This is a genomic window from Candidatus Acidiferrales bacterium (assembly GCA_035515795.1).
Lineage (GTDB): Bacteria > Bacteroidota > Ignavibacteria > Kryptoniales > JAKASW01 > JAKASW01.
Map to the genome: position 1 here is coordinate 104,988 of DATJAY010000023.1, position 13,591 is coordinate 118,578.

The following is a 13,591-nucleotide window of genomic DNA, read 5'->3' on the forward strand; positions in this document are numbered from 1 at the left end:
TACCTCCTCCTTTTTACTTGAAGATCTTTTTTAAAGATTTGTATACTATGCGCATGCATTAATTTTCCTTGCTGATAATGACAGAGACAACTTCCCTTCGGAGTTCGGAAAACTTCCTGCAGCTGAAGTGAGAAAGGATTCGTGGTGATGCTGTAAAGAAGAAGTGTGGACATAGATCATTATCATTCCATTTGTCGACATGAATTAGAGTCATGTTTAATTTATCTCAGACTGAGTTCGCTTGGCAGAAATTGTTCCGGGTCAAAGGATTATGCCGGACTAAACGTAAACGAGTGACGGTCGAAAGATATCTCGAGGGATTTTTTGTACACAAATGAGGAAGCCGATTGCTGTAAGACAATCTGCCCTTTACCGGTATCGATTGTTACAATGGTTCCCGAAAGGCTCCATCTAGTTGCCGAGCCCCATCTCTCGTGCCGGGGGTTGTATCTGCCGCGGCCGGCGCTGCTGCCTCCATCTATGGAATAAGAGTATTCGCCGCCGCCGTCAGCACGGAAGGTCAGCGTTTCGACAAGCTTATAATCGAATGTCCACACCCCGTCTGAGTCAGGAATAGATCCGAAGTCATGGTCGGTCAATCTCAACGAATGCGTCGCGAGATAGTCTCTGATGCTTTGAACCGTGACGGTCGCAAGATCGAACCGCTGCTTGGACCCCATCGCCCTTAATGCAAATGAGGTCGTCTTGTCGACCTGAGTCGAGTAATCTTTGAGTCCGGTGACTTTGGCAACTCCTTCAATCTCTAGCTCTTTTGCGTTCGAGGCATCCCACGTAAGGGTCACCCACTGGGGCCCCGGAGAAAAATCCGTCCATGCAGGCGCAACACGGAACCAATTGATCTTCGGTGGAGGAGCTTCGGTAACGGTGACGGTTTTCTGAAGCTGGGCGTTATACGTTTGTCCCTCGACGCGCTGGGTCACATTCAAAGTGAAAACGGTCCTTTGCTGGAGTGTAAGTGGTGGATCGCCCTGCGACGGGTATTGTCCCTGGTTCGAGAGAGGCAGTTCTCCCTGCGCGGGGATTTTGACGATCCCTTTCTGCGGCGTGTAGAACTCTATGGAATAGGTTGCGCCCGATGGACCGTTCCAGTGGAGAGTTGTGTTCCCGCCGGGAGGAACCGTCACGGGCTCTGCCCAAAAAGAAACCTCTCCCCATCCATGAGGGAACTTCGTGATGAATAATTTTTGCACAGGACAATCAGGGAGCGTGCAGCTTCCGCTTCCTTCCGTGACGACGATTTCGACTGTTCCCGTCTGCGAATTGACCTGCACGTTGTTGAAAACAAAATTGATGGACGCATTGTTGGCGAGTGTGCCATGACCTTCTTTCGGGGTAAACTCATATTGTACACCGCCAGAAGGATAGCTCGTTTTATGCAGCATCCAACCATCAGGCGGGACGGCACCGATGACTTTTGCGTCGTTCGTGAGCTGCGCCGATCCTTTTCCGACCGGAATCTGTACCATTATTCCCTGAAGAGGAACTTCGCCGCCGGTATTGTTGGTGGCAACGACTGTTATCACTGCCACATTCGGATTTCCACTTGCAGCGCTTGCCTGTAGAGGAAACGGGCTGGTTGTTATGCTATAGAGTAAAAGGCAATCCACAACACTCCGAGAGTTTGCGTTGAAGCTGATATTTCATTGTCCGCCTGAAATGGAAACGGGAACGAGAACCCACAACGTCCGGCCGGAAGAGGTATTGACGAAGATCTTTGTTCCGTCGCTCGATGCAGGAACGGGGATTGGGGCAACATAAATCTCTGCCTGATCCAATATGGTCGGTGTCCCGACAGCGTGGAATAAGACGTCGCAGAAGGTTGTCATGGACAGGTTTCCGCTTTTATCGGCTGCGAATACATAGAGATACCCACCGTCGGCAGATACTCCCATTCCGAAATTAAACCCCGGGATTTGATACTCAGAGGATTGAACAAGCGCACCATTGACCAAAGTGTATGAGATGATCGTCGCTGTCTGGTCACTGTTCTGGCATGCAACGAAGATCCCGTTCGTCGTAACGCTTACGAGCATCGGCACAGTGTTGACCTCGACCGGTTGACCCACGATGCTGACTTTTGCCGCATCGACCATTGTGACAAACCCCTGATTGGCGTTGTTTACATCCGCCGCCACGAAAAGGAGCGAACCATCTTCCGATACTCCGATGGAATTCACCCAATTACATAATGGAAACGAAATCGATCCGCTTTGCACCATGGGTTGGGCGCTGTTGCCCGTCGTCTTGAATGCCACTATAGTCCCGACATTGCAAGCGACGAAGATTTGATCGACTACTGAGTCGAGGGTCAGGTTAGCGGTCGCGTAACCATCCACTTTCGCCGTGCCCATTGCTGCCATCTGACCCCCGGAAGTCTCTACGGCAAAGACGGTGTCGGCCCCGGGGTCAAGAACGTAGAGCGAGTTCCCGTCCGGCGATGCCGCCAGGTATCCGAATTGAAAGCCAATCGGCAGCGAGCCCGTCTGCGCAAGTGTTCCGGCATCGAAGGCTCTCACGTAACCATCCTGGCACGCTGCATAGATCTGCGTCGAGTCTGCCGAGGCCACGACGCAGTTGATGCCGTATGGTGCGTCAAGTGTATTTCCGCTCACTCCCCAGACTATGTTTATGGTTGAAGTCGTCTGACCGGCATCATTCAGAGCCGTCAAAGTGTATTGCGGCAGCAAAGGATTGTCGACGCTCGGAACTATTTCGTACCTTCCATACGACGGACTGAGAAAGTTCGCATTACCTGTGATAGTACACTGCTTGCCATCGGTTGCCCAATGAAGGACGAGCATCAGGCCGGTCACGGTCTTCTGAACTGTCCCCGAAAACTTTATTATAGTTGGAGGCGATGCAATTGTGGTCACAACCGTTTGAATCTGCGCATGGTATTCGTTCCCATCTGTCGAATCATCCACTTCCATCGTAAAAGTCGTTGTCTGCTCCAAAGTAAGAGGCGGAGCTCCTTGCGCGGGATATATTCCTTCATTTGAAAGAGGCTGTTGTCCTTCGGCGGGGATTTTTACGATCCCGGTTTGAGGTGTGTAATACTCAATCGAATAGGTCGCTCCGGAAGGGCCGTTCCAATGCAGAACGGTGCTCCCTCCACTTTGAATCAAAGGTTGAACGGCCCAGAACGAAACGCTTCCCCAACCGCTCGGGAATTTCGTCAAGAATAATTTCTGTACAGGACAGTCGTCATCGGGGGTACAGTTATTAGAACCTTCGGTGACATCGACCTCCACCGAACCTGTACTGCTGTTCACCTCGATGCCGTTGAAGACGAAAGTCAGCGACTGATTATTAGGGAGTTTGGGGTTCCCGGGCGGGGGAACAAAAAAGTACTGGACATAACCTGACGGATATTGTGGAGTCTTCATTGTCCACTCCTGCGGGGCCACGGGACCAATAGCAGAGACGTCACTCGTAAGCTGGGTCGCACCATCTCCGATCGGGATCTGTACCATCATCCCCTGGAGCGTCACGTCGCTCCCAGAACTGTTCGTCGCGACGATGGTAAGTTGGGCGACGTTCAGCTTTCCACTTTCGGCACTTGCCTGAAGAGGAAAGGGGTTGGTGGTAATGCTGTAGAGAAGAAGTGGGGTCATGGCTTCTTTTTCCTGCCTGCGACAAGAGTTTGCTGGTTGTAGAATATCCACTTGAATGTAAATGCCCAGAGGTGTGTTCCATAATAGTCGCCGCTAGGATATACGTTATCCAGCCACAGCAGCGCCAGGAGACCATCGCTGAACTTCACTCCCCACGTTGCACCGACATTCACGGGATTTTCTCCGAAAATATCGTCGCTCAAGTTGTAACAATATCCGCTCCACACCTGCGACATCGGAACCCCAGTTCCGTAAGACCCGTTCAAGACGGCATCGTAACCTGCACCGCCTCTGGCGCCTCCGAGATTAGCGACCTGAACTCCCTGCTGCAGGTTAAGATAAACGTTAAAGTCCTGCTCCTTACCGGGCGTGCCATCTCCATTCACCTGCAGGTTCATCGCGAAGACGTTTCTTCCTTGTCCGAGACTTAGATTCCAGATATTCCCTGCCGATCCCCAAACGTTGAGGAAACCTGAGTCGGCGGTCCCGACAAAATTCACCCATGCATTCGCAGTGGCCGGCGGCCCCGAATAACCCTGATTCCCGTAAGCCGTGGCAAAGTAGCGGGTCGTCCTGACCGGCGCGACAGTGGTACTACCGTTTGCTGCCTGCGGGCCGGTGAAACTTCCGACGCCGTCTATCTTGATAAGAGATACATTTGATGTGTTCCATGTCAGCTGTGCCTTCTGTGGATTATTCATATCCATGTTTGAAGGCACCGCGGCAAAAGAGTTTATCAACGGTGGAGAGATCTCCACAGTAACGGTAAGTTGAGTTTGTGCCGCGTATGATTGCCCGCTGATGGTTTCCGTGACGTTCAACGTGAAAATAGTCGTTTGCTGTGGAGTTAACGGCGGATCACCCTGAGCCGGATATTGACCCTGATTCCCAAGAGGCGGCTGACCCTGGGACGGGATATTGACGATACCTGTTCGAGGATCGTAATATTGTATCGAGTATGTTGCACCTGCCGGGCCGGACCAGTGCAGAGTGATATTGCCTCCAAGAGGGATAACCGGTGAATCGACCCAGAACGATACCTGTCCCCAGCTGTTCGGAAATTTCGTAATGTACAGCTGCTGGACCGGACAATCTCCCGGAGTACAGTTGTTCGATCCTTCCGTCACATCGATCTCCACCCGTCCTGTCTGACTGTTCACCTGGATATTGTTGAATACAAAATTCAAAGACTCCCCGGCCTTGACAGTGCCGTAGCCTGGCTGCGGAAGATAGGTGTATTGCACATACCCTGCCGGAGTTTGTACCTGCGGCTTCTGCCAGTTCGTGGGGGCGACGGGGCCGATATCAGCAGAATCGTTAGTAAGTTGGGTCGACAATTGACCGATCGGCATCTGTACCATCATTCCCTGTAGCGTCACGTCGCTTTCCGAGTTGTTCGTCGCGACGATAGTCAGCTGTGCAATATTCGGGTTTCCACTCGCGGCGCTCGCCTGGAGAGGAAAAGGGTTGGTGGTGATGCTGTAAGTCAAGATTGGGTTCATAGATTTATTCCGGTTTGATACATGCAATCTCCGCAAGTTGAACTACCGATTTCTTGTTCTCCCGCAGGGCTCCCCTCATTTCTTTTTATTTTGCATCAAAGATTTATCGAACAAAATCCACTTGAAAGTATACGATATGTTACTGTCTTGCTGGTTGACGCCGTGGAACCAAATGATGCCGAGCAGCCCGTCGTTGAACTTCACTCCCCATGTCGCACCTACGTTGTCAGGTTTCTGGTCCCATACATCATACCCGTTATTAAATCCGCTGAGTATGTGAGACATCGGGACATCGGTACCATACTCTGCGTTCAACACCTGGTCATAGCTTGCGGCCTCCCGGGTATACCCAAGGTTCGCGACCCGGACTCCGGGAACAATTGAAAGGAATGCTTCTACCCAGACCTCCTGTCTCTCACTATCCAACCTCATCGTCGTATAAAGCGCGAAGACTTTCCTGCCAGTTAAGATCTCGATAATCCACCATGGATCACTGCGCGGCGGCCAAAATGTAGGCAGGTAACCGGACGAAGCAGTGCCGATGAACTTCACCCAAGTGTTTGCTTTTGCCGGGCGTCCTGCATAACCCTCGAGTCCGTACGCCGTCGCGAAATATTGTCTCGTTCTCCCTGGCGTCACCATGATGCTTCCATTTTCTGCTTTCGCATCTTCGAAGTCTCCCTGGCCGTCTATCGATATCATGGAGGCATTGGAAGTCTTCCATTTCAGATTTATGGGGGGAACATTGCTCATATTCACGATCGACGGCTCCGCCGCGAACAAATCGATGACCGGGCGAGGCATCTTCACGTCGACGGTGACTTGTTTCTGCGCGGAGAATGGCATTCTCCTTATATTCGCTTCAACATTTAAAGTAAAAGTCGTTCTCCGCCGGAGTCTCAATTCAGGGGCACCCTGTGCCGGGTACCGCCCGCTGTTTCCAAAAGGCGGCCCACCCTGTTTTGGGATTATCACATTCTCTCCATCATGCCCCCAGTCGATGTACTCTATCGAGTATGTTCCATCTTGGGGTCCGTCCCATCTTAGCACCGTGCCGCCGTCGTAAGGTACGTTGACAGGTTTCGCCGTAAACTTGACTTCACCCCATGCATGCGGAAACTTTGCCAGTGATAATGTCTCGACCGGACAGTCCATGCCGGGAGTGCAGTCGTCCGTTCCTTCCGTTATGTCGATCTCCACAATTCCCGGCTCGGTATTTACCCGGACATCATTGAAAGTAAAACTGAGCGATTTGTGTTTTGGCAGCTTTGTGCTCTCCGAATTGGGTCTGAATGTAAACTCAACACTTCCGGCCGCATACCTCGGCGGTTCGACGGACCGCCATCCCTCGGGTGAAATAGGGACTATGCTTCTTGAATCGTTCGTAAGTTGAGTAGATTCGTTCCCTACCGGGATTTTTACTCTTATCCCGCGAAGTGTTACGTCGTCTTCCGAATTGTTCGTGGCGACGATCTCCAACTCCGCTTCGGAGGCATCGACTTTGAGCGGGAACGGCTCGGTGGTGATACTGTATTCCAGGATCGGCTCCAAAGAGGTTTTCTTCATCTATTTGGTCTTAGATTTCACATCGGAGCTTTTCAAGCCCGACAACTGCAGCCATCCCTCGCGGAGCTGAAGCTGGGCATCCGGCATGCGCGCCTGGTCGTCGGCGTTTACGATCGTATCCTCTTCCCAGTTTTGCGGCGCTGGTACTGCCTGAATCCAATTCCACACTCCATGTTGCTCAGCCGGCCTCGGTATGCGAAGTGTACCAGGATCGGCAATGATCGGACCCGTTTGAAATGTTACGTTGATGTCCCTGATAAAATTTTCGATCAGGTTGGCCGGTAGATTGACGGACTTGACAGGAAGTATCGCCGTATAGGCGTGGAAGCAACCGCGCGGATCCATCAGCAACGTCGCAGTGACACCGGGACCCTGGTACTGGAGCGTTATGTCTCCCTGATATTGGGAGTTGTTCATGATCGGCTTGATGTACATGTCGCCTTTGCTAATCTCGGGTGAAGTGTGCACCGAATAAAAGGTTGTGTACTCGCCGGTCGGCAGAAAATAGCCGATCAGCCCGTCGTTGCGGAGTTCGAGGCTTCCGAGTCGCACAGGAAACGGTACGTTTTCCACCTCGCCGATCTTCTTCGTCCACATCAAGGGAGGTTTAGATTTGCCTCCCGTCGCCATGTCATCCCAGAGCTGGCTGTAGATCGGCTCACCTCGCAGCTCAAGGTTTAATTGCACCTGGATCACTGCAAGCGGCCTGCCGATGAGCACCGATAGGTATTGATCTTTTCTCCCCCCAAGCGGATCGACCATCCACAACGTCTCGTCAATCACCTTCAGAAAGTCCTTGAAGATGGCCGGAGTCTGTGCGGCGATACTTACGACGACGTTTCTCAACGTTTCGTTTGGAATATCTTTTGGCATGGCGGGCGGCGGGGTTATTCCTGATGCACCGGGTCTCGGCCTCCAATTGTTTGGCACCGGCAAGGGGAGCAGTTCGCCCAATAAGATTCCGTTTTCATCGTAAACGGAAATTCCGCCGTCGAGATGGTTAGGAAGAAGCCATCCGCAGACCGGGTTTGGATTTCCGGAAACGAGAATATTTTTTCCTGAAACGTCGTTGGCAAGGATTTCTACATCAAGTTCGGAGCTCTGTACTATGCGCGGAGTAAATTGAATCGAGCCGTAAGGAAGAGGATTGTTGGGATCGGTGGACGAATCTGACGGTATGAGGTCCGACCCTATCAGCGGCAGAAATCCCTGCGGAGTGTTCGGATTGGACAGGACGAGCGTTTGTCCAAAGGCATCCACGATCTGCAGTTTTTGGAATTGCACGAAGCCGCCCCGGACAGGATAGAAGTAATCTATGCTCGATTCGAGAAGCGGCATGTTATGGTACTGGTCGCCTATCAGCGCAGTTGCGGAAGGTGAAGGCGAATTCCCCGCAGGGCATTGCACGACGTCGTTCGAAGGTGTCGGCGGAAAAGCTTCCTGAGACAAAAGCGTGACGAGCTGGCCGGTCAGCCCGCTCAGCGACTGCGATAAGATGTCCCAGTTTGCGACGGTGGAAATAAGATCTTCCAGATGCTGCGAGTCGATGTCGGGGTGGTTCTTGAGGTAGTTTTCAATTTTATCCTTGAAGACAAGCGCCACCTGCGGAGTGAGAGTCGTCCTCCCCTTGAACGGGACATAATTCTGCTGGTTGAATCCGGTTCCCTGCCAGACATACTTCTCACCGTCGAAGCTCCAGTCGTTCGGCGAGAACTGGCCGGTCCCGGTCGGAAAATAATGCAGTTCCCATTCAAGGAAGAGAGGGGCCCATGCCTGCGACCACAAGACAAGTGCAAACGGGACAGGCGGTTTTCCGATCCACGAGTTAGTGCCGGGATTTTGTCCGAGGAGGCTCGTGATTCCCTGGCTAATAGCAGTTGCATTTCCACCGACGGCTTTTGCCATGATCGTTGAATTCATCGGGTCGACGAAAAATGTTTCTTGCGTCAGCGATGGAATACCCGGAACAGAAGAATAAGAGCCGCACGGATTCAGGTTGACTCCGGCAGCCGTCATAGTCTGCATATTGATCGCGGGTTGACCCGTGATTTGAACGCCGGTTATTGTCTGGCCAGGCAATCGGCATGTGAGTGTACCATCTTTGTTGTAACGACCGTCTTCGCCGTGCTTCTGTGAGCGATTCGCTCCGCAGATCAGGAGAACCGGGTCGACCGGATGCCAGAAGCGCGGAGCAGGGCTTGCCTTCAGTGCAAGACTAAGATCTGCAAGTGTTGTCGTTCCATCTTGTGTCGGAAAAGTCCAGCTGGAGTTTGCCCAATCGTTCGCCGCCTTCGAATCGGTAGGACTGGGGAGTTTAGACTTTGCCTGGTTGACCAGGCAGTATTGATTCCATGTTGAGTTGAATATCGTCGGGTATATGGTGCCCTGTATAAATGGAAAAAGGTACTGCCATTCCGGGTTCGTAGTCGGCGGCGGGTTCACCCAGCCGCTGTAGGAGTTCCCGACTCCAACTTTCATCCACATCATATATAAGCTGGACTGGAGTGATTCCAGTTGCCGCTGCGCCTCATCCAGATCGCTTTGACTTTGGTTTAATGCCGCCAATTGAGCATTAAGTGCAGCAACTTGTTCCGGCGTAAGCTGTGAGGTGATAGCAGATTGGCCGGAGCTCTGCGGCACGGCAGAGACGACTTCCCAGATAGTTCCGCCCGGATCTGAGCCGTACCACGCTTGCTGGATTCTTTGCCTGATAAGCGCGTTGCTTCCCGGTTTTCCATATTCGTTCAGAAGATCATACATTGAAGCCTGAACCAGCGCGGCGAGGGTATCCCCGATGTCGCTTTCGCCCTGCTGCTGTGCCTGCCATTGAATAAGTGCAGCAAGGGCGTCGATCGATGTATTGGCAACTGCAACTTGAGTGTTTTCAGGAGGACTTGGCTGCGGCGGCGGCCACTGCACATCGACCACAGTAGCCTGGTACAGGCTTGTCGCCGGGACTGTCGAAACCGTTCCCTGTACGGACCACTTGAGATAATTGAGAAGCGTCTGCAGGCGCTGTGCAGGCGTCTGATTTTGCCAATCGATCTGGCTCTTCCAGATTCCCGGAACATATGTGTTTACGCCGCGAAGCGGGTCGGCATTCGCCGGATCGGAATACCAGCCGACGACCATATAAGTATATGTATAAACACCGGTTCCTTCAGGAGGAACATCGGTATCAGTAAATGAAAAAACATCCTTGACTCCGGGGACATACGCCGCGAAAGAAACATTTCCCGGCCCGACGGCTGTCAGGAAGAGCTGACCGTCAGGATTCTGAAGTGCATCCCAGGCTTCGATGGAATAATTATTGCCGATATTGATGTTGTTGATGTTGAACTGAGTAGTCTGATTTAAACCGACGTTCATCGTCGTCGGCTGAAACGGGTGAAGGAATGAGCTTGTGGCAAGAAGACGGACGACGCTGTTCGTACCAAGAGGGGCTGAAGAGAAATCATAAGCCTGAATAGCTATTTGCTGATCGCCCTGCTTCACTGCGGACGCGACAATGACTGCCGCCGGTTTTATCCCGTTCGGGTCGATGATTTCCAATTCAGTACCTGCCGCGATGGGGGTACTGGACCCACTGGCGAGTGGAATCGATGTCACGTTGTTCCCTGACAGTTCACTCGATGTCACTCCTACGACAGAGCCAAGATAATCGCTCTGGACCACCCACAGCCTGCATTGCCATTGATTATCTTTTGTCGTGTTGAAACGCGCGACGAGCCACCTGTTCGGGACATACGGGAAATTCAGCTGGCCGCTGCCGGTGTCCGTACCATGGGTCAGTGCATCGGGCAAAGCCCAGTGCAGGTGAACGCCGATCTCCGGCTTAGAGGCATCTGATATGTCGAACGCCTCAGGCATCGGGCTCTGAAACTTAGCAAGCTTTGTGAAGTCTGCATAGTACCACGCGAGGTTCTGCTGGTTCTGTGAATCGACAGACCAGGCATCAAGGTGAATTGGTACGAGCAAACTATTCGAGTCGCTTGAAGGAATAGGTCTACTCATTTTTCATCATTATTTTCAGGTGAGAACAACATTTGCTGCGGCACACGGACCATCTCGACGGCAAGGGAAGCCGGGGATAACGTAGGCTTTGGAGCAGAGAACTTGTTTTGCAATGCTTGCACGAGACCTCCGGGGCCGTCGATTATCAGCGGCGGCTGGTTGGAAGGTTTGGAACGTTTGAGAGATTGAATTTCAGCGGGCGTCAGCCATGTCGGGCTATCGGGATTAATGATTGAACCGATATTGGCCGGAGACGCACCCGATGTTCCCGGCAAATAGCGAAGCGCCACCCCTCCATCTGGAGTGCCGGGTATTCCCGGTTCAAATCCGAACACCAGGCCTTCCGACGGCTCGTTGATTTCGACGCTGACGGGTATATCAGGGAAAATTCCGATCATGATGTCGGGCGCTACGCGGTCGAGACGAAGCGGCTTCATGGGATTGTCTTTGTCTGAAACCGAGAACGCCCTGACTTCAAGTCCGGGAATGCCTGACACTGCAAGAGAGCGGAGGATAAATCCTGTCCGTGTCCCATCTTGTGTCGGAATGCCGGTAGGATTCACTTTTCTTAGAACGTCGCGTACCTCGGTGAGATTCTTCTTAACTTCGGAATGGAGCTTCTCCCTCATCAATTTCTGAAGCATGCTGTCGCGGCTCGATTGGACGCCGATACTGAGTGCGCCATCGACCACTGCGTTTATCCAATTTTGATCTAAATAAAAAAATCTTATCGTTTCCTGCTGGAGAAGTTGAGGGTTCGGCACAAGATTATTGAACTGCACATTATAAAGGAGCGCCGTCCGCGCAAGCCAGTTGATGACCTGTTCCGGAAGGATCGGCGACTCGCTGAACTGCACGGTGCTCCCGGCAGGAAGCACCGTCTGAAATGTGTAGGGAATGATTCTTATCTGCAGGTCGCCCTGCACCCCGTCGCTTGCGACTCCCGCGGTCGCCGTCGTCTTTCCGTCAGGACTTACGATGGCAACCGATTGACCCGCATTTACCGACTCCGTAAGCCCGGGGCTCTGAAGCGTGATATCGGTCATCGGCCCGGACAAATCGGACGCGGTTGTTCCAAGCGAACTTACACCGCTCAGATGCTCGAGCAGAGACAAAACCACCGGCTGCTGCATGAGTCGATTCAATCTATCAGGAGCCACGGCTTGTGTTTGCCAAGAATTCTTGAGCTTTTCATTTGCTGTCGTCGGATCGAATCCCCCGGGTTGCCCGATTTTGGAAGCAAGTGCGAGAAAATCTTTCGCAAGAAATTTCTTAAAAGTCTTTGAGACCGTGTTCCCGTCAAGAACCTCCACAAGATCCGCTACCGTCACGCCGGCTAAACCTTCACTGAGATCGAGTCCGGAGCTCTGCTTAAGAATTCCTCTCACGCTCCTTGAATTGATATGCTCCATCAGCCTGTCGACGATTCCATGGGCAGCCCGTCGCCATTGAAGAAGGTTTGTCGCGAACGTCTGGTTCGCAAGAGCAAGCGAACGTCCGGTTTGAAATGCGACGGCATAAGACTGGTCGAATAAACCCATTGCGGGATCATACACCATGGCCTCCGAGACATTCGACGGCGCGGACAAATCGACGGGATTGTCCGGGTCGGTCGGATCGAGAAACGTGGTCGACCTCACCGGCGCAAGCGGACCGCGGTACCATGCAAATGTCTGTTCACCGGTTCTTGTATTGTAGCTCAGCGGTACGTAACCATCCTGGAGTCTCGTTGCCACATACTGCGGAGTTCCGGGAGCAGGCGGCAAAGTAGATTCCGGCAAGGGCATACGTAGAAGAAGATCTGTTCCCTGTTCGCTCTGCGCGGAAATAAGGTTCAGCATCAGTTGCCTAAAGTTTTCCGTCGGCTCGGAAAGGCATGTAAATGTCCAGCTGTATAATGAAATCAGTCTGACTTTTTGAAAATTCGACAATGGAACAGCAGGAGGAGGCTGAGATGCCGGAGTCAGGTAGGGCTCGAGTCCTCCAAGCGAAACAAGGTGCACGATGTTTCTCTGAGGCGTCGCGGTTCCATTTGCCGGCGGAATGGAAAATCGGTTTGCTATAGCCGTCGAAAACCATCCATCATGCGGCGCGTTTGCAAGAGGCTCTTTGTCTGCTGTCGAGACCTGTCTGACATGAGCAAGGAAACGCAGATCGCCCACGGTGGCCATGAGGTTGGTGAACGTCTCCCTTGAGATATCGATAACGTTGCAGAAGGTCTTGTTCGGATCCTCATCATCTTCGAGCGTTATCGTCGGCCCAAGAATTCCGGAAGGCGGACCTGAAGTCTTGACCCCGTTAAATGTCGAATTGACGATATTGTTCAACGCGAATGAAGCGCTCATTGTCGGATTTGCCTGACTCCCTTCAGGAGGAGTTGGCGCGGAACCGGATGGCGGCTGAGGAATGATGAGCTCGTCATCGGAAAAAACAAGGAGCGCCACCCAGGGGTACAGGCCCGGTACCTGGAATCCCGACGGCATCTGAGATTGCGTCAACTCCAACGCGCGCTCCCACGGCAATGAGCGTTTGTTGAAGACGATCATCGGAAGGTAGTCGTCGTACACCCCTGTGCTGTTCGACGGAGGAAAAACTCGGTGGATATCTGTCGGATCTAAAGAGAAACGCGGACCTCTCACGATAAAAGTCTGTGAAGATGGATCCTGCGGTGAGGCATCGATATTCGGGTTCCCGCCATCTTTTTGCGTTTGGGCGGTATCGACCGCGAGATTCTGTGAGATTTTTATTGTGTATTGGCCGTCCAGCAATGAAGGGATGAAATTATCGTAAAATGTGACCATGATGTCCGGCGTCGGCGACGTGATCACATACTTGAGCGCTCCGATATCTCTTTTTCTAAGTGGCAACTCTTCG

At 52.4% G+C, this 13,591-nt stretch carries 6 protein-coding genes; all 6 read right to left on the reverse strand.

Going from position 1 to position 13,591, the window contains the following annotated elements; translation table 11 throughout:
- Positions 1–269: 269 nt before the first annotated feature.
- The 6 genes from VLX91_10170 to VLX91_10195 all read right to left on the reverse strand — a co-directional run bounded on the left by VLX91_10170 (position 270) and on the right by VLX91_10195 (position 13,584).
- Positions 270–1,628, reverse strand: coding sequence for a hypothetical protein (locus tag VLX91_10170; GenBank protein ID HUI30571.1), 1,359 nt, complete (start codon positions 1,626–1,628; stop codon positions 270–272).
- A gap of 33 nt (positions 1,629–1,661) precedes the next feature.
- Positions 1,662–3,635: a hypothetical protein gene (locus tag VLX91_10175; protein ID HUI30572.1), complete on the reverse strand. Its 1,974-nt coding sequence runs from the start codon at positions 3,633–3,635 to the stop codon at positions 1,662–1,664.
- Entirely contained in the window at positions 3,632–5,137 is a 1,506-nt protein-coding gene (locus tag VLX91_10180; protein HUI30573.1) for a hypothetical protein, read from the reverse strand. Before VLX91_10180 ends, VLX91_10175 begins: the two co-directional genes overlap by 4 nt.
- 75 nt (positions 5,138–5,212) lie before the next feature.
- On the reverse strand, positions 5,213–6,703 hold the full coding sequence (locus VLX91_10185) for a hypothetical protein (GenBank protein HUI30574.1): 1,491 nt from the start codon (positions 6,701–6,703) through the stop codon (positions 5,213–5,215).
- Entirely contained in the window at positions 6,704–10,717 is a 4,014-nt protein-coding gene (locus VLX91_10190) for a hypothetical protein (protein ID HUI30575.1), read from the reverse strand.
- On the reverse strand, positions 10,714–13,584 hold the full coding sequence (locus VLX91_10195) for a hypothetical protein (protein ID HUI30576.1): 2,871 nt from the start codon (positions 13,582–13,584) through the stop codon (positions 10,714–10,716). Before VLX91_10195 ends, VLX91_10190 begins: the two co-directional genes overlap by 4 nt.
- Positions 13,585–13,591 lie beyond the last annotated feature (7 nt).

Bases quoted from the DNA above. Each gene is read 5' to 3' on its own strand.
- VLX91_10175 (HUI30572.1), bottom strand. From the start codon at position 3,635: ATGACCCCACTTCTTCTCTACAGCATTACCACCAACCCCTTTCCTCTT.
- VLX91_10180 (HUI30573.1), bottom strand. From the start codon at position 5,137: ATGAACCCAATCTTGACTTACAGCATCACCACCAACCCTTTTCCTCTC.
- VLX91_10185 (HUI30574.1), bottom strand. From the start codon at position 6,703: ATGAAGAAAACCTCTTTGGAGCCGATCCTGGAATACAGTATCACCACC.
- VLX91_10190 (HUI30575.1), bottom strand. From the start codon at position 10,717: ATGAGTAGACCTATTCCTTCAAGCGACTCGAATAGTTTGCTCGTACCA.